This is a genomic window from Nostoc sp., assembly GCF_036916735.1.
GTDB lineage: Bacteria > Cyanobacteriota > Cyanobacteriia > Cyanobacteriales > Nostocaceae > Nostoc.
Genome location: NZ_JBALFV010000033.1, coordinates 85238 through 103060, shown reverse-complemented (window position 1 = coordinate 103060; position 17823 = coordinate 85238). Strand labels below are relative to the sequence as shown.

General features: G+C 42.2%; 14 protein-coding genes. 7 read left to right on the top strand and 7 right to left on the bottom strand.

Translation table 11 applies throughout. From position 1 onward, the window contains the following. Positions 1-128 precede the first annotated feature (128 nt). From rpoB to rpsT, 3 genes are all read right to left on the bottom strand, one after another. Positions 129-3428, bottom strand: a complete 3300-nt coding sequence (gene rpoB / locus V7L20_RS08470; protein ID WP_334743645.1) for a DNA-directed RNA polymerase subunit beta — start codon at positions 3426-3428, stop codon at positions 129-131. Between the two features lie 745 nt (positions 3429-4173). After that, the gene (locus V7L20_RS08465) at positions 4174-4959 is read right to left on the bottom strand and encodes a TatD family hydrolase (RefSeq protein ID WP_334743644.1); all 786 of its coding nucleotides are present in this window, start codon (positions 4957-4959) and stop codon (positions 4174-4176) included. Positions 4960-5275: 316 nt separating this feature from the next. Then, positions 5276-5575: a 30S ribosomal protein S20 gene (gene rpsT / locus V7L20_RS08460; RefSeq protein ID WP_334743643.1), complete on the bottom strand. Its 300-nt coding sequence runs from the start codon at positions 5573-5575 to the stop codon at positions 5276-5278. Positions 5576-6307: 732 nt separating this feature from the next. Here rpsT and hisD point away from each other — a divergent pair. The 4 genes from hisD to V7L20_RS08440 all read left to right on the top strand — a co-directional run bounded on the left by hisD (position 6308) and on the right by V7L20_RS08440 (position 9076). Then, positions 6308-7609, top strand: coding sequence for a histidinol dehydrogenase (gene hisD / locus V7L20_RS08455; RefSeq protein WP_334743642.1), 1302 nt, complete (start codon positions 6308-6310; stop codon positions 7607-7609). A 436-nt stretch (positions 7610-8045) separates the two neighbouring features. Beyond that, positions 8046-8471 carry a universal stress protein gene (locus V7L20_RS08450; protein ID WP_334743641.1) on the top strand — a complete coding sequence of 142 codons (426 nt, stop codon included), beginning with the start codon at positions 8046-8048 and terminating at the stop codon, positions 8469-8471. 19 nt (positions 8472-8490) lie between these two features. Further along, on the top strand, positions 8491-8667 hold the full coding sequence (locus tag V7L20_RS08445; RefSeq protein WP_334743640.1) for a Uma2 family endonuclease: 177 nt from the start codon (positions 8491-8493) through the stop codon (positions 8665-8667). Positions 8668-8782: 115 nt separating this feature from the next. After that, positions 8783-9076, top strand: coding sequence for a Uma2 family endonuclease (locus tag V7L20_RS08440; RefSeq protein ID WP_334743639.1), 294 nt, complete (start codon positions 8783-8785; stop codon positions 9074-9076). Between the two features lie 312 nt (positions 9077-9388). Here the strand turns inward: V7L20_RS08440 and V7L20_RS08435 are convergent, their stop codons facing one another. Together V7L20_RS08435 and V7L20_RS08430 are read right to left on the bottom strand one after the other, a co-directional pair. Further along, positions 9389-9631 carry a hypothetical protein gene (locus V7L20_RS08435; protein ID WP_334743638.1) on the bottom strand — a complete coding sequence of 81 codons (243 nt, stop codon included), beginning with the start codon at positions 9629-9631 and terminating at the stop codon, positions 9389-9391. A 790-nt stretch (positions 9632-10421) separates the two neighbouring features. Next, complete coding sequence (locus V7L20_RS08430) at positions 10422-10631, bottom strand: hypothetical protein (RefSeq protein WP_334743637.1); 210 nt, start codon at positions 10629-10631, stop codon at positions 10422-10424. A 1303-nt stretch (positions 10632-11934) separates the two neighbouring features. On the opposite strand from V7L20_RS08430, the gene V7L20_RS08425 reads away from it, so the two are divergent. After that, positions 11935-12549: a hypothetical protein gene (locus V7L20_RS08425; protein ID WP_334743636.1), complete on the top strand. Its 615-nt coding sequence runs from the start codon at positions 11935-11937 to the stop codon at positions 12547-12549. Between the two features lie 196 nt (positions 12550-12745). Here the strand turns inward: V7L20_RS08425 and V7L20_RS08420 are convergent, their stop codons facing one another. Beyond that, positions 12746-13132, bottom strand: a complete 387-nt coding sequence (locus tag V7L20_RS08420; RefSeq protein ID WP_109006756.1) for a hypothetical protein — start codon at positions 13130-13132, stop codon at positions 12746-12748. Between the two features lie 254 nt (positions 13133-13386). Here V7L20_RS08420 and hslO point away from each other — a divergent pair, with 254 nt between their 5' ends. Then, positions 13387-14292, top strand: coding sequence for an Hsp33 family molecular chaperone HslO (hslO, locus tag V7L20_RS08415; RefSeq protein ID WP_334743635.1), 906 nt, complete (start codon positions 13387-13389; stop codon positions 14290-14292). A 154-nt stretch (positions 14293-14446) separates the two neighbouring features. Continuing rightward, positions 14447-16525 (top strand): chromosome segregation ATPase, encoded by a 2079-nt coding sequence (locus tag V7L20_RS08410; protein WP_334743634.1) that lies wholly within the window; start codon positions 14447-14449, stop codon positions 16523-16525. A 310-nt stretch (positions 16526-16835) separates the two neighbouring features. Here V7L20_RS08410 and V7L20_RS08405 read toward each other — a convergent pair whose 3' ends face one another. After that, positions 16836-17714, bottom strand: coding sequence for an NAD(P)-dependent oxidoreductase (locus V7L20_RS08405; protein ID WP_334743633.1), 879 nt, complete (start codon positions 17712-17714; stop codon positions 16836-16838). Positions 17715-17823: the final 109 nt, after the last annotated feature.

The window sequence follows — 17823 nt, the reverse complement described above, 5'->3', positions numbered from 1 at the left end:
TTCGTAATTCGTAATTAACAATTTCTAATTCGTAATTAACAATTTTTAATTCGTAATTCGCAATTAATTCTTCAATTACGAATTACGTAGCTTGCTTCTCGCTGCAGGCGAGTATTATCAATTACGAATTATTCGTCGTCTTCCAGCGATTCGCGGGAAAGAGATTCATAGGTGGGTCGAGGCGGTGTGCGACGGGCTGATTGGTCTGCCATCAAATCGACTTCTACATCTAGCGAACTGCCGTCTGTTTGGGTTTCTACCTTGTGTACGGCTATATCTAATCCCAATGATTGCAACTCGCGCATTAGCACCTTAAAGGATTCTGGAGTTCCAGGTCGAGGAATTGCCTTACCTTTAACGATCGCATTTAACGCTTCATTCCGTCCTTGCATATCGTCAGATTTAACTGTAAGCAATTCCTGTAAGGTGTAAGCTGCACCAAAGGCTTCCAATGCCCACACTTCCATTTCCCCAAACCTCTGACCACCTTGTTGGGCTTTACCACCCAAGGGTTGCTGAGTCACCAGTGAGTAAGGTCCAGTTGAACGGGCGTGGATCTTATCATCCACCAAATGCACCAGTTTCAGCATGTAAGCCACACCGATAGTAATTGCTCGGTCAAAGGGTTCACCTGTACGACCGTCATACACCATGATTTTGCCAGGATTGTCTGGGTTATACACCCAGTCTTTGCCTGTTTCGTCCCGTGCTTCTTGCAATTTGCCATGCACGATTCGGCGGGATGACTCTTCACCGTACATTTCATCAAAGGGAGTAATCTTAAATCGTACTCCTAAGGTTTGACCAGCCCAACCTAATAAGCACTCAAATACTTGTCCAACGTTCATCCGACTGGGTACACCCAAGGGGTTAAGTACAATGTCCACTGGTGAACCATCGGGTAAATAAGGCATATCTTCCGCCGGTAATATCCGAGAAATAATCCCTTTATTACCGTGGCGTCCTGCCATTTTGTCGCCAACTTGGATTTTGCGTTTTTGGGCGACATATACCCGGACTACCATATTGGCTCCTGGTGGCAGTTCATCGCCTTGTTCACGAGTAAACAAGCGCACATCAACTACGCGACCTTTTTCACCATTTGGGACTCGCAGGGAATTGTCCCGCACATCCCGTGCTTTTTCACCGAAAATCGCCCGCAACAGTTTTTCTTCTGGCGGTTGGTCAGATTCACCTTTTGGTGTAACTTTTCCTACCAAGATATCTCCAGCTTCTACCCACGCACCAATGCGAATAATTCCCTGTTCATCCAATTGACGCAAGGCATCTTCCCCGACGTTAGGAATTTCTCTGGTGATTTCTTCTGGTCCGAGTTTGGTTTGTCTGGCTTCAATTTCATATTTTTCAATGTGAATTGAGGTGTAGACATCATCCTGCACCAGTCTTTCAGAGATTAAAATTGCGTCTTCGTAGTTGTAGCCTTCCCAAGGCATATAGGCAACAACAATATTTTGTCCTAACGCCAATTCACCGCCTTCGGTGGAGGAACCATCAGCCAATACCTGACCAGCAACAACCCGTTCACCAATGCGGACGAGAGGTTTCTGATTTAAACAGGTGTCTTGGTTGGAACGTTGGTACTTGGAAAGGATGTACTTAATTTCTGAGGTATTAGGTTTCGGACGGACGCGAATTTCTGTAGCATCCACATAAGTGACATCGCCATCAGTACGTGATACAATCACCATTCCGGAGTCTCTTGCTCCTTGGGCTTCCAAACCAGTACCCACCAGAGGGCGTTCTGGTTTGAGCAGGGGCACTGCTTGCCGTTGCATGTTCGATCCCATCAGCGCTCGGTTAGCGTCATCATGCTCCAAAAAGGGAATCATGCTGGTTGCAACCGACACAATCTGTACGGGAGATACTGCTACGTAGTCCACCTGTTCTGGTGTTGTGGTGGAAAATTCTTGGCGATAACGGACTGGTACTAGTGGTCCAATAATGTGCCCAGTTTCATCTATAGGAATATCTCCCGGAGCAACCCGCAGATCGTCTTCTTCATCGGCTGTCATATAGGCTGGAGGCAGATCAAATCTAACTCGCCCATTTTCTACAGGTCTAAATGGTGTTTCTAAGAACCCATACAGGTTAACCCGCGCATGGGTTGCCAAGGAGCCAATCAATCCGGCGTTGGGGCCTTCTGGTGTCTCAATAGGGCATATCCGTCCATAGTGACTAGGATGAATATCCCGCACGGCAAACCCAGCGCGTTCGCGGGTTAAACCACCAGGACCAAGGGCACTTAGACGGCGTTTGTGAGTCAGTTCTGCTAAGGGATTGGTTTGATCCATGAACTGACTTAATTGGCTAGAACCAAAGAATTCTTTAATTGCTGCTACCAATGGTTTGGGGTTAACTAAGGAAGCGGGGGTTAGCACTTCGGCATCGGATACGGTCATCCGTTCCCGAATAATTCTCTCTAAGCGGTTTAAGCCCACCCGCACTTGGTTTTGCAGCAATTCACCGACGCTTCTCACCCGGCGATTGCCTAAATGATCAATGTCATCGATGTTACCGATGTCATATTCTAGGTTGATCAGGTAATCTACAGCTGCCAAGATATCGCCAGGAGTCAACACACGCATTGTGTCTGGGACAGAAAGGCGCAATTTCTTGTTGAGTTTGTAGCGTCCAACGCGACCAAGGTCATAACGTTTCGGGTCAAAGAAACGAGAGTCTAAAAGTTGTTGTCCACCTAATACTGTGGGTGGTTCACCAGGACGGAGTTTGCGATATAACTCCATCAGGGCTTCTTCTTCAGAAAATTGCCCTTCTTTTTCGATGGTTTTTTGGAAATATTCGGGGTGGCGTAAGGCGTCAAAGATTTCGTTGTCTGATAATCCTAAAGCCTTTAGGAGTACCTGCGCTGAGAGTTTGCGGGTTTTGTCGATGCGTACCCATACCAAATCGTTACGGTCTGTTTCAAATTTCAACCATGCTCCCCGGTTGGGAATTAAGCTAGCTGAATAAGTACGTCGCCCATTTTTGTCGATTTCTGATTTGTAATAGACTCCTGGCGATCGCACGATTTGATTGACAATTACCCGCTCGGCTCCGTTAATAATAAACGTGCCGCGATCAGTCATCAAAGGCAAATCCCCAATGAATACCTCTTGCTCTTTGATTTCCCCGGTTTCCTTATTAATCAGACGTGTGGGAACATACATTTGGACAGCATAAGTACTATCCCGCCGTTTGGCTTCTTCGACGCTGTACTTTGGCTCTTTGAGTTTGTAATTATGACCCAAAAAGTGCAGTTCTAATTTGCCCGTATAATCTGTAATAGGACTAAAAGAGTTAAGTTCTTCTATCAACCCTTCTTCCAAAAACCAGCGAAAGCTTGATCGCTGGATTTCAATCAAGTCGGGCAATAGAAAGGCGGGTTCCATATATGTTTCTTTGGTCATGCCTCTACCTTTGTCAACCTGGTTAAATTTTTACTTAGACACTGCTGTTTAATGCTTCCCACTCCTAGCTAGTGTCCGTAGCTGTTTGGGAGCTTCTTCTTACACACCTGTAAATAGCAGGTGTGGGCAAACGCAGCGATTAAAGCTGGAATGAACAATTGGGACAAGGGGGTAATCGCCCGGAATCGGGGACTCAGACGCCAAAAACCCACTATAGTCTTGATTTAAGAAGAATATACAGTTGAGATATTCCTGAGTTTTATCTACTTTCTTCATTTCCCCTCCAAAAAGCGCGTTAATTTGCTGACGCAGCTCTAGACGGTGTGTCTTAAATCCACCCGGCTATTTATACTCTCAGTGATATGCTAGATATCCTAAGACTGAGGGAATGATCCGCACCTTGTCGGCTTTGAATCAGAATCACTTCATTTTGCTGGATTGTACTCACAAGGCAATTTTGTTTAACGATTTTGAATAGGTTCGATACACGCCAAGCCAATGTTGTGCAATCTAGCTCAACTTGAGTTGGCACAGTTAGTCATGTGTGGAGAGCATCCGCTTGTAGAGATTTGGAGGATGGCCAAGCCGATAACAGTACGGAAAACTAGGCTTAGAAATTTTAGGTTCCTTCCTTTATCATTATGGCGCAAGCAAAATGTTTTTGAGGGAATAATATTAGCATATTTTCCCTTTCTAGAGTTTTATTTTTTTTAACACAACAGAATAAAAGAGATTAAAGCACACTTTATATTGACAGACCAAATAATTCACAAGCATTCTGGGTGGTTTGATGGGCAATCGCCTCTACCGTTTCCTGACGCAGTTTAGCTACTTGCTCGGCTACATAAAGCACATAGGCAGGCTCGTTACGCCTCTGGCCTCGTTTCGGAACTGGGGCAAGAAATGGGCAGTCTGTTTCAATCAGCAGGCGATCCCTACTCACTATCGCCGCTGAGGATTGGATCGCTTTGGCGTTTTTGAACGTTACCGTCCCGCTAAAGCTGATGTAGAAGCCTAAATCGAGAAACCATTGAGTTTCTTCTGGTGTTCCTCCCCAGCAATGCATGACTCCCCTGACTCTTTCTCCTTTGAGTTCCCGCCATTTTTGCAATACTTCTCTGGTTGCTTCAGCAGCATCGCGGCAGTGGATAATCACTGGTAAGTTAAGTTCAGCTGCGATCACTAACTGCGACTCAAACACCATTAACTGATGTTCATAGTTATCAGCTTTGTAAAAATCCAGCCCCATTTCTCCAATTGCTACTACATGAGAGTCAGAACTCGCTAAAGTTTTGATTTTCTCGGCTGTTTCGTGATTCCATTTATCAGCATCTAAAGGGTGTAATCCTACGGCAAAGCTGATTTCGGGAAACTCGTGCGCTATGGATTGAATGCTGGAAAACTCCTCTGGGTGAACACAAGAATGTACTAAACGTACTACTCCTGCTTCTTGCCACCGCGATCGCACTGTTGCTAAATCCGGCTGGAAACTATCAAAGTTGAGATGAACGTGCGTGTCTATCAGTTGCATTCTTGGCCCTTTGTCATTGGTGATAAATTATTAGCCCTGATCGTGACTAAGCACAAATGACCCTCCAGGTGAATCTTTTTCCTGCTATCACTAAACTGCTCAAGAGGGAAACTACACCAGCTACTCATTTTAATTTGCTCATTGCACAGCCCTGCGGCTGAAGAATTAAAAACCATAGAGTAAGTTGTGTGGAAACCCTCAAGACTGCACTGGCAAGCCATTACCCTTTGCGTTTTTTGCCACTTACAATAACTTTCGTAAGGTTTGTAATATAGTGGCTCTCTAAGTCAGAACAGGTAACTAACTCATCTAATGACTATTGAGCAACTGCTTGAGTTACTGGTTTTAGTTTCTGAGCCAATCTTGACTTTTTCCTTGCCCCATTATTGGGGTGAAGAACACCCCGTTTGATCGCTTTATCGATTTTGGCGTAAGCCTCCGATAAGCGAGCCTGTGCTTCTTGTTTTAATTCTGGGGTAGGATTAGCTGTATAGACAGCTACAGCATTAATGTATTTCTTCATCAGCGTCTTGACTGCTGATTTGTAAGCTTTGTTACGCAGTCGATTACGTTCTGCGATTTCGGCACGCTTGAGAGCAGACTTTGTATTCGCCACAGTCAATTCCAAAAATACATATGTACACACACTACTAGACTTACTAATATAGCATCCAAATTGCCAATGTTAGAATTTCCTAAAAAAATCTATCATCAGGATTCGGTACTGGAGATTGGAGAAGATAATCCTTAGTCCCCCTCCCTAATGCCCAGTCCTTAATTTGGTGTGTCGTCAATTAAGGAAATGCGTTAAAATAAGGTACATGTAAAATAGTAACCCTAACTCATCACCTGGTTAAGCAATGTGATTGCCAATATAATCAATCTGTCCCTAAAAAAACGGGTGTATTGTCAAAGGCAAGGAACTGAAAATAGCTAAATTTCAGGGGTTTTGAAGTATAGAATCGATACTATGTTATCGTCTCTGTACGGATGTTAACTACTAAAAAGTTAGGAAAATAAAAATTATACTCAGACCCTAACCCCGTGTAAATCTGGGGGATTGGATGTGTAAATACACTACCTGCACGCCGGAAGGAGTGAGGGTAAGGGCGTAAGAGTAGTGGGAAATGGCAGGCCTGCTTGCTGCCGCTAGCCTGCTAAGGCTGGTTGGATTAAGCAATTAAGTGGCCTGATCAAGCAAACTAGATGCTGGCAGAGTTGAGAGTATCAAAAAAATCCAGGTTAAGCTAGAGAAGAGAATTAGAGTCAGCTTGCACACCCCAGTGGGTCAAGAGCAAAACTAAATCTCAGGTGTGAATAATTATAATTTTGGCATTGTCCTTACTCCATGCTGCGAATCATTACTCAGCAGGCAGACGTCAGAGCAGAACTACAACGGATCTGCGATCGCACCCATGACGAACAGGTGCTTCACAAAGAAGCAACGGTGCGAGAGGTTTTGCAAGCAGTGAAGCGCCAAGGCGACAAAGCTGTATTGCATTACACAGCCGAATTTGACAAACAAACCCTAAAAGCCGAAGAACTCCAAGTTACAGGCTCGGAACTAGATGCAGCCTATCAGCAGGTGTCAAAAGAGTTGTTGGGCGCAGTTCGGCTAGCTTGCCGCCAAATTGAAGCGTTTCATCGTCAGCGAGTCCCAAAAAGCTGGGTACACTTTGGCGATGATGAAGTAGTGCTGGGCAAACGCTATACCCCCGTAGATCGAGCGGGGTTGTATGTGCCTGGTGGCCGTGCCGCCTATCCCAGTACAGTGCTGATGAATGCAATTCCGGCTCATGTTGCTGCTGTACCTCATGTAGTCATGGTGACACCCCCTGGCCCTGGTGGCGCAATTAATCCAGCAGTCTTGGTAGCTGCCCAAGAAGCAGGAGTGCAAGAAATTTATCGCATTGGGGGCGCACAAGCGATCGCTGCTTTAGCTTATGGCACAGAAACAATTCCGAAAGTGAATGTGATTACTGGGCCTGGTAACATTTATGTCACCCTAGCGAAAAAACTTGTCTATGGCACCGTTGGCATTGATTCTTTGGCAGGCCCGAGCGAAGTGCTGGTGATTGCCGATGAAACCGCAAATCCAGTGCATGTAGCTGCTGACTTGCTAGCCCAAGCCGAACACGATCCAATGGCGGCAGCAATTTTGCTGACAACAGATGCGGCTTTGGCGAAAAATGTGCAATTAGCCTTGGAAAGACAGCTAGTGGATCACCCACGGCGAATAGACACAGAAAAAGCGATCGCTCATTATGGCTTAATTGTCCTTGTGGAATCGCTCGAAGCAGCAGCAGAACTCTCAAATGAATTTGCCCCCGAACACCTGGAATTAGAAATCAAAGACCCTTGGGCACTCCTACCACAGATTCGCCACGCTGGGGCAATCTTTTTGGGTTACTCTACACCAGAAGCTGTAGGAGACTATTTGGCAGGCCCTAACCACACCTTGCCAACTTCTGGCGCAGCCCGCTATGCTTCGGCATTAGGGGTGGAAACTTTTCTAAAACACTCTAGTATTGTTCAGTACTCCCAAACCGCGCTGCAAAATGTTGCTAGTGCCATTGATGTACTAGCAACAGCAGAGGGCTTACCTTCTCATGCTGATTCAGTCCGACGCCGAATTCAGCAAGAAGAGTGATTTAGAATAGTTAATTTTTCCTAATACTGTTGGCAAAAGTTACTCGATCAGTGGTGAATAAAAGTTTGGATCGCGATGTTTGACGACAAGCCGTTTTGAGTTTACGCACGTTGGTTGCTACTTTGCTTTAAGCCTTTTTGGCGGGCGTCTACAAGTTAGACATTGCCCGCCTAATCCATTAGTTATTAAAAAAGGAGTACTCGCGTAGTCAGCCAGCAAACAGTTTAGAGGAAGATAACCTTTTTCAAATAACGGGCAAAAATATTCTCGACACCAGTTGCTACAACTCATTAGCGTTAAAGTGGGGTGAAACCAATCTATGGCACAGCCTCGAATATATAAAGTAAGTAGGCAGATGGAAAAATAATTTAGTGTAGCTGTCGGCGAATTTTGCTAGATACTTATGTAAGGGTCTACTCTTTAGGAGACGAGAGCGGTGCTAAATAGTGTTTTGGTAGCTCTGGACGGTTCGGAAATTTCAGAACGAGTAATTCAGACTTTAGATAATTTGGCGTTGTCAAAAGATGCCAAGGTTATTCTCTGTCATGTTTTCCTTACGCCAGAGTCAGAGATGGAACTACCCGCCGATCGTCCTCAGCCAGAGTCACCAACATTTTCTTATTTTCATATTGAAAAACAGCTGCAATCCTATCAAGAAAAGTTATCAGTCACCAGTGAGTTAGAACTGGTAACTGGTGATCCTGCCGATGAGATTATTCGCCTTGCCAATATTTACAAAACAGACTTGATTATAATTGGCAGTCGGGGGTTGATTGGGATGAAGCGAATTGTCCAGGGTTCTGTTAGCAGTCAAGTTGTGGAAGAAGCTAATTGTTCAGTGTTAGTCGTCAAACCAAGGTAAAAATTTGTTAGGGGAAACTATGACTATAACCACCCCAAAATTAACCTTTAAAGAGTATCTAGCTTATAATGATGGCACTGATACGCGTTATGAATTAGTCAATGGAGAATTAATTCCCATGAGTCTAGGAAGTGGACAACATGGGGCGGTAACAGAATTTCTTAATCTTTCTTTCGAGCAGAAATTCTCCGGCTAAAGTTGGATTGGACTTCTAAACAAATGGTTGTCGGTGTTCGTTCTCCCGTGCTGGCAGATGGGATACATCAAGGATTCCAGATGTAGTGGTGATTCCATTGCCTCAGTGGTGAGAGTTGAGAAACCGAGAGGTAGTTATTGAACTCAACGAACTACCCCCCTTGTTAGTGGTGGAAGTGGTCAGCGAATCAACGAAGATTGTAGATTATCGAGCCAAGCGAGTTGAGTATAACGTTTTAAATATTCCAGAGTATTGGATTGTCGATCCATTAACGAACAAAGTGACTATTTTTACATTGATAGAAGAATTATACGAACCAGTAGAGTTTGTTAATACTGAACGCATTCAGTCTCAAATTTTTCCAGAGTTAGATTTGACAGTTAAACAAGTGTTGACGGCTGAAAATTAAAAATAATTTGCTCTACAATCTTCTTTGCTATGTTGTGTAACAACTTACTATTTAATTTGACACTTCAATATGCAATAACATTGTAATAATTTTAAGAAAACCCAAAAAAATAGCAGGGTTTTATCCCTGCATAGAGTAGCGCTTATTTCCTAATTGACTACTCAAAGATGAGCAGTATTTTCCGAAAAAAGTGCTACAAAAACTATTGACTGTAGCTATGAAAAACAGTCAATCGGAATTTCTTCAATTTGGAAACCCTGATCAAACAAAAAACGTTGCTAATTCAGATCAAGCATAATTTGGAAACTTTACTTATGAAGGGGCTATAACTACACCAGAGCCGCCAGTAGGAGATCCAGAGTTGCCACCAATGGAACCACCGGAAGCAGCACCACCGCCAGCGCCATTAACATCTCCATAAAAATAGATAAAGTTTATGGTTACATTTCTCGCCTGCTTATTAGGCTTTTCATTCTTGCCAACTTTTTTACCTCCAAACATACTTACTTCTTGGTTTGGAGTTAGTTCTTTAAAAAGCGTTTTGTTGTCGTTCATTAAGCTTTAGATTGTGATGAATATGGTCGATTTGTGAAGATAGCAGCTTTGTACTGCCAGAAGTATTATACGGCTGTTGCTAAACAGGTCAATCAATTATTTTGTTAAAAAATAAAAATATACAGCAGTTTGCAAGCAAGTTGTTTAATTTTGTCAAAAAATGTATAAACTAAGCTTAAGATATATAAGACTCCTATTTGATTTTTGAACAATCAAGCTGCCTAGAAGCTTGACATACCAAGCTTGACTTCTCAGTACACTGAGCAAGATTCAAGTAGGATTCCTATGTTAATACTGGTAAATTAATGAAAAGTTTCAGTATTAAAGATATAGTTAAGCAAACCAAATAATATTTTTATACAAGTTTTACTTAGATAAATTTTTAAAACTTACAACTGGGATTCTGCATTTTTGAATAAATATTTTTATGTAAAAACGGTTTTTTGTAGTTATTGTATAAAACCCAAGTTTGAATAGATATAACTTCTTTTCTTAATATAAAAACCTTTAACTCGCTGAAATATTTATTAATGGTAAAAAATTATATTGCCTAGACACTTTGTTAAGTTTGGTGAACAAAGTGTCTAGGCGACAAGAAACGTATGTTATCCTAGGCGAATCTAATATCCAGCTAAATGACTAGCGTAGAACCATGCCAATTAGCTGTTTAAGATTCGCTCAAAAGTTACTTAACCTACATAATGAATAGGTTAAATACTTTTAGAAGTGCCACTTAATCGCTGTAAAGACGTGATTAATCGCGTCTTTACGTTTATTAATTAGGATCAGATTAAGTAACGTTAATGTTGCCAGGACCGCCAAGAACAACAGATCCAGCAGTTCCACCAGATCCATTATTAATGGAACCGCCGCCTGCAGCACCGCCGCCGGCGCCCTGCTGACCAACCAAAATAATATTAAATTTTTTCGTACCACGATTACCACCAGAGAGGTTGGCTTCTTCGTTGGTGTCTAATGCAGTAAACAATGTGCTTTCCATAATTTTAGTTTTCCTTTGATTGCTGAGATTTAGATAACGTCACACCAAATTCATAAATACAAAAAGCATATTTATGAATATTTCTGTGCCGTTGGGAACATTATATGGATGAAACTAGCTAAATAAAACAACTATTTTTTTAAGAAATGTATATTACCATTACTTGAAAACTATACTACTTATCTAATATTTATACTGTTATTTTGAAAAATAATAATTTTTCTCTCTGTAGAGTATATTGTAATTAAAGCCTGATTCTATACTTAAAATATACCTAAATTTTATATAATTTTTTGTTTTTTATACTAAATAAAATAAAATATTTTACGTATTAATACCAATGATAACCTGCAAAGTCCTTAAAAAAGAGTAAACAATAAATTAAATATTATTTTATTATACAAAATATTTAAAAGCAAATTTAGAGAATGCAATAAGTTTTACTTAACTTTTTCATATTACGTACTATCACGGAAGTAAAACTTATTTTTAATTATGCTTATACAGATACTCTTTTAAAAACTATAAAAGATTGTCATAGTAACGCTTTTAAACTTGCATAACTACTTATTAATTAGAAGATAAAAGTATTTTTTGGAATATAAAAGCTTTTTGCAATTGTTAAATAAAGAAACGGTAAAATTTGATAAAAAATTATAAAGATTTGGTGTTCATACTAAAATGCGCTAATTGTTATTTTGAATGAGCTGTTTACAAGCTTCATATCAACATACTAAATACATTATAAGTCGGCGTTAAAAAATCAAGCTATGTGACAAAATGTAAAGTCATTGAAAAGCTTATAAATTAGTTTTTCCATAGTTTTTACAAAACTAAACATACATGTGTTTTATCATGCCTACTTACTTACAGTCAAGGCACTTATTAGTAAAAAAAGCCAAATACTGGGAAATAATAGGAGTTTTCAAAGGTGTGAAGTACAGCAATTTGTAGAGGCGCACAGTTAGCTGTGCGCCCTTACCTTGTACTCATTCAAACGAGAAGCGCTATATCCGGCAGAATCAGTTACAACGATCGCAAATCGCTGCACAACTAAAAGCCCTAGAAACTCAAGTCACTCCTGAGTCCAATGCAATGCGACAGGCGATCGCATCTATGAATAAATATCAGCAGATGGGAAATATGGGGGCGATCGCTATTCATTAAATTAAGGAAACAGTACAAGCTTTCAAACCTACTTTTGCTAGACTAGAACGGGCTAAGGCGGCACTCAATCGCAGCGATGCTAATGTGGCGATCGGACAGGAACTAAAATAGGAGGATAAATTTGGCTTAGGTTTTTATGAGTTCCCGCCGCATTCTCCAAGTTGGTGAATCTTATACTTTCAGCCGATATTTTGAATTGCTTTTTACAATAGATGATATTCTAGCCGAATTAAATTGCACCATTGAAAGGAAAAATCTCACATTACCTGAATCATCAGAAATTTTAGATATCCAATTTTTACAGCAGCAACTTCGCCGTAATTTATCTCATATTGATTTAGTTAATGAAACTACTAGACGCGAAGCTCTAATTGGGCCAATTTTGTTTGAAGTATGTGCTTTAACTAATCAGAAACTCAATATAGAATATTCTATTGCTGTCAATAATTATCTAAAAGGGACTCTCGACTACTATATTGCAGCCCCTCAAAATTTATTAGTTATCGAAGCCAAACAATCAGATTTAGTTAGAGGATTTACTCAACTCGCTGTTGAATTAGTAGCACTTGACCAATGGACTAAATCCACATCTGAACTTTTATATGGTGCAGTTACGACTGGTGAAGACTGGCGTTTTGGGGTTTACCATCGTGCCAATCGTCAGGTGATTCAAGACCAGAAACGTTATCAAGTTCCAGAAGATTTATCTGTGCTGGTAAAAATTATTGTAGGTATTATTTCTGGTTCATAATGAACGCGAATTTAATAAAGTACAAAACCTCACTCCCAACCCCTCTCCGTGAGTTCAAAGAGGGGAGACTTTGACTTTCGTCAAAGGTGGAGTGAGGTTAAAAACCATATTTGGATGTTATTTAATTCACATTCCTAAACTGGGAACTGGGGAAGCAAAGAATAACCAATGCCCAATTTATTCACTTCTAATCAATTTAACGTCCTTGAGTTGCCAAAAACTGACGCAAGCTCAACAAACTCAAAGTTTGACCCAAATTTAAGGGCAAAAGTGAAACTCCTTCCAAGCGGGACTGTACCCAACCTTCTCCCCAATACCATTCGTGGAACCCGTCAATGCCTCCGCTAAGTACCAAGCGGAGACAGTTTGATTTGACAACATCTACTTGATGATGAATCGCAACTGGCCCAGTCCAGGTTGTAAACTGGAATCCTGGAAGCAGTTCTTCTGGCATTCCTGGCGCAAAGCGTTGCCCTAAGAGCCATTTTTCGAGTTGTACAGGATGCAGCAGACTGTCACGAATTGCATCTGTTGATGCTTCGATTTCGATCCGCAGTTGGCTTTGTTGAAAATTACCCAGCATTTTTATAGGATTACCTAAAAGTGAGCGATCGCTATTTCTAATATTGCAAATAGTTTTGGTCATTAGTCCTTTGTCCTTTGCAAATAACTAATACTTCGACTCCTTTCGACTTCGCTCAAGGCAAGACGCTCAGTACAAGTGACTAATGACCAATGACAGCCGTTTATTTGCGTAACACCCCACTACGTTACTTTTCTTGCAGTAGAGAACTTAGAATAGAAAAAGTGAACTTGTTAAGAAATGTAAGGTTATTCATGGCGGATCAGTTAATTCGTGCAACAGCAGCCGAAGGTGGAATTCGTGCCGTAGGTGTGATCACCACACGTTTAACAGAAGAAGCACGGGGGCGTCACAAGCTTTCCTATGTGGCAACGGCAGCACTAGGTCGGACTATGGCGGCGGGCTTGTTAATGGCTTCTAGTATGAAACGAACTGGCTCGAGGGTCAATGTCCGGGTAAAGGGCGATGGCCCTTTGGGTGGCATATTGGTAGATGCAGGCTTAGATGGTACGGTACGCGGGTATGTGGCAAATCCATCTGTGGAATTGCCTCCCAATGCCAAAGGAAAGCTAGATGTTGGTGGTGCAGTGGGTGAGGGCTACCTCTACGTTGTCCGGGATATTGGTTACGGTTATCCTTACTCTAGTACTGTTGAACTAGTTTCTGGCGAAATTGGCGATGATGTGGCTCACTATCTGGTGAATTCCGAACAAACACCTTCGGCTTTAGTTTTAGGTGTGTTTGTGGGAGCAGCTGGAGTAACGGCTGCTGGAGGATTACTGGTACAAGTATTGCCCAAAGCTGCCAGAGACGAAGCTTTAGTAGAAACTTTGGAATCACGGGTTGCTGGTCTAGCAGGGTTTACGCCATTGTTGCAAGCTGGTAAGACTTTACCTGAAATCTTTAACGACTTGTTGGGAGATATGGGGCTGGTAATCTTTCCCGAACGGCAAATGCTCCGCTTCCACTGTGGTTGTTCTTTTGATCGCGTTCTGGGGGCACTGAAGATTTTGGGAGAAGCAGAACTGCAAGATATGATTGTCAAAGATGATGGTGCTGAAGCAACTTGCGAATTTTGCGGCAACGTTTACCAGGCAAGTAGCGATCAGTTAGCTCAACTAATTGCCGATTTGCAAGCTGAATCTACTGTTTTAGGATAACGTATAAAATAGCACTGATTTTAGATATTGCTAATGGTACTCTGTGGAGAGAGATAATCAAAAAAGTAGCTTTTTAATGATGAGAAAGTTACTATGTCAACAATGGAATTATCAACCTAAAACAGAGCGCTATTCAATTATTTTGGTGTGAGAGATGACAGAGCGGGATATTCCAGACAGTTGGTCAAGTGCCAATGGAAGAGAGCCAGATCAAAACAAAAGATTATCCCGAACAGAACAATTCGGTGAAACTCAGCCATTTGATGCCCCAGCTACTGGTTCTAACTCCAAGTCAGTGAAGCGGCGGAAAAAAAACCATAGGAAAGGATTACCTATAAATAGTAATTCAGAAGAAACTGCACAACTCAGTAGTACTGGGAAATGGCCACGCTGGATGAAAAGCTGGACATTATGGCTGGTACTACTAATGTTGATTCCTGGCAGTGTAGGATTCTTGGCAATGGCAATGCTGCTAAAGTTGCCCTCTGCCCCTAATTGCCCCTCGATTTTCTGGCCGCTAGCTAGTGCTTCCGTGCGGCTACACTGCGCTCAGTTAGCGGCTTCTAAGCAGACAGTGAACGACTTATTGCAAGCGATCGCTTTGGTGAAGCAACTACCACAAAATCACCCGTTACATGAAGAAATTAATCGTTTCATCGAAGAATGGTCGCGGGATATTTTGAAGCTAGCTGATGAAAGTTTCCAAACAGGTAATTTAGAAGAAGCGATCGCAACTGCTCGGAAAATACCCGAAGATGTCGCCGCTTATAAATTAGTCGATGAGCAAATTGACAAATGGCAGTCAATTTGGTCAAAGGCAGAAGCCACATACAACGGTGCGATCGCTGAAGTCAAAGAACGGCGATGGCAATCGGCATTTATGTTATCGGCCAAAATGCTACGCATAGACAATCAATACTGGGCGGGTACTAAATACGACCAATTGAATCGTCTAATTGCCACAGCGCGGGAAGATGGCGATAAGTTAGGAAAAGCCGAAAGTTTAGCAAACAGCAAAGTTGTCGATAATTTATTAGAAGCTATTAAGTTAGCCGAGTCCATTGGGCAAGAAAGTTACATTTACCAAAAAGCTCAGGAAGCGATTCCGGTATTTGGACGCAAAATGCTGGAATTGGCACAGGCAAAACTAGATAAGCAGGATGCGGATGAAGCACTGAACATTGCTAGACAAATTCCAGAGATTGCAAAACTACAGGGCGAAACAGATGACTTTATCGCCATAGCTGACGCCAAAAGAAGTGCTTGGATAGGTAACGTTTCTGGTTTAGAGGCAGCGATCGCCCAAGCACAACAAATTGATCCTTCCAGACCAGTGTATAACGAAGCACAGCAACTGATTGCTCGTTGGCAATTGGAAATTGAAGATGTTGCTAATCTAGAAAAAGCGAGAACATTAGCTAGCCAAGGAACAGTGCCTAATTTAACAGCAGCGATCGCCCAAGCGCAGCTGATTCCTGCTAGTAACCCCAGAGGCACAGAAGCTAGGCAAGAAATCAGTCGCTGGCGTGCCCAAGTGGAGACAATTGAAGACCAACCTTATTTAGAACGCGCCGAACAGATAGCAATATTCGAGGATATTAACTCTTTGCAAGCTGCGATCGCCCAAGCCAGCGAAATTCGTAGAGGTCGTGCATTATATCCAGAAGCACAGAAAAAAATTCGCACTTGGGTAGGAAAGATTCAGCGAATTCAAGACCAACCTTACTTGGATCAAGCACAAGAACTGGCTCAGAGTGGAAATCTCACCGCCGCCATTAGCGCAGCTCAACAAATTGCCTCGTCGGGAAGGGCGCTTTCTGGGGAAGCACAAGCTGCGATAAATGACTGGGAAGGGCAAATCCGCACCAGAGAAAACTGGAAAAAAGCCCAGGAAGTAGGCGCAGCTGGCACGCCAGAAGCTTTAGTTAAGGCAATACGGCTGGCGGATCGGGTTTCAAACAATAGCATCTTACGTATGGATGCGAATCAGGCTATTGACCAATGGAGTCAGCAATTGTTAGAAATAGCACGTTCTCAAGGTGAGTCTGATATTGCCAAAGGAATTGATATTGCCAAATCGATTCCACGAGGTAGTGCTGCTTACAGTACGGCGCAAGAGCAAATTAGGGCTTGGCAGGAATTTCTCAATCCTCAACCAGAACCTCAGCCTCAGCCTCAGCCTCAACCTGAATCTCTACCATTTCCTCAATCAACTACTACTACTGGGCAGTAATATCCTTATTAACAATTCAGTTAAAATCTTTTGATTCAGAATTTTTAAAGCACATATCAGGGATGCCGGGGTGTAGAGATATTTCCTCAATGTGTCTCAATTTATAACATCTTTCAAGTAGAGGCGCACAGTTAGCTGTGCGCCCCTAGGAAAATTTATCAAAAAAGCTTCATGTTCAAAACCGAACTTCGTCCCGCTACGCTAACGCCCGCAAGTGGCGTGGCTTAGTTTAATTACGAATTACGAATTACGAATTACGAATTACGAATTACGTTAGCGTAGCGGGGCGTAGCAAGAGTGCGAATTGGTTTCATTCCCCGATCGCTTCTCCCCATTCTTTAATTACAGAAAATAGTGATGAGTAATCATCATCAGCAAATGACATTTTCACGGCTGTTTGCAAGATTTGCCGCACTCCTTTAATACTGCTGAGATCCAAACTCCGAGATTTCGCTTCTGAGATAAATAATTCTGTATCTTTGAGCAAGTGTTTTGTGGGGAAATTGGGATTAGCATAATTGCCATCCAACATTCGTTGCAACTTTTTGTCAAAGGTCGGTGCATAGAGTGAACTGTCGCGCAATATTTCCATAAACACATCCACATCGACACCTTGACGCTGGACAAAAGCCAGACTCAGAGCAAAGCTAGTTGTTAGAGAAGCTATTAGCTGATTAAGTGCTAATTTGAGCGCCGCCGCAGATCCCACTGGCCCAATAAGTAAAGGTTCTGTTCCAAAATTTTGGAGTAACTTTAAGTAGCGTTGATATTCTTCTGGCTCGGCCCCTACCATAACACTCAACTTGCCAGCTTTTGCTTCTGGGATACTCCCTAATACAGGTGCTTCTAAATATTTACCACCACCCGCAACAACTGCATCTCTAATTTCTTGGCTTTCTGTAGGAGTAATTGTTCCCATTTGGATGATTGTGCGCCCTTCCAAAGTTTGCCAAGCAGTGTCTGAAAGCAACACGTTATAAATAGCCGGGGCATTAGTCAGCATGAGGATTATGCACTCAGCAGTACGAATGGCGTGGCGGGGATGTGTAACAATTTCAGCCCCAGCTGCTTGTAGTGGTGCTAATTTTTCTGGGGTGCGATTATAGGCAACTAGCTGTATATCTGCGGCTAATAACCTTTGAGCCATTGGTAGTCCCATCAGTCCAGTTCCCAGAAATGCCACCTTCATTTTTTACGTTCCTTTGGTACAGCGTAGGCGTAGCCTGTTATAGACATCGCGTTTCCATCGTTTGATTTTAATATCAGTTATCAGTGAACAGTTATCTTTAAATACTGAT

Coding starts and splice junctions, on each gene's coding strand:
- V7L20_RS08425 (WP_334743636.1), top strand. CDS start 11,935: ATGAGTTCCCGCCGCATTCTCCAAGTTGGTGAATCTTATACTTTCAGC.
- V7L20_RS08445 (WP_334743640.1), top strand. CDS start 8,491: ATGACTATAACCACCCCAAAATTAACCTTTAAAGAGTATCTAGCTTAT.
- rpoB (WP_334743645.1), bottom strand. CDS start 3,428: ATGACCAAAGAAACATATATGGAACCCGCCTTTCTATTGCCCGACTTG.
- hisD (WP_334743642.1), top strand. CDS start 6,308: ATGCTGCGAATCATTACTCAGCAGGCAGACGTCAGAGCAGAACTACAA.
- V7L20_RS08410 (WP_334743634.1), top strand. CDS start 14,447: ATGACAGAGCGGGATATTCCAGACAGTTGGTCAAGTGCCAATGGAAGA.
- V7L20_RS08435 (WP_334743638.1), bottom strand. CDS start 9,631: ATGAACGACAACAAAACGCTTTTTAAAGAACTAACTCCAAACCAAGAA.
- V7L20_RS08465 (WP_334743644.1), bottom strand. CDS start 4,959: ATGCAACTGATAGACACGCACGTTCATCTCAACTTTGATAGTTTCCAG.
- V7L20_RS08420 (WP_109006756.1), bottom strand. CDS start 13,132: ATGCTGGGTAATTTTCAACAAAGCCAACTGCGGATCGAAATCGAAGCA.
- V7L20_RS08405 (WP_334743633.1), bottom strand. CDS start 17,714: ATGAAGGTGGCATTTCTGGGAACTGGACTGATGGGACTACCAATGGCT.
- hslO (WP_334743635.1), top strand. CDS start 13,387: ATGGCGGATCAGTTAATTCGTGCAACAGCAGCCGAAGGTGGAATTCGT.
- V7L20_RS08430 (WP_334743637.1), bottom strand. CDS start 10,631: ATGGAAAGCACATTGTTTACTGCATTAGACACCAACGAAGAAGCCAAC.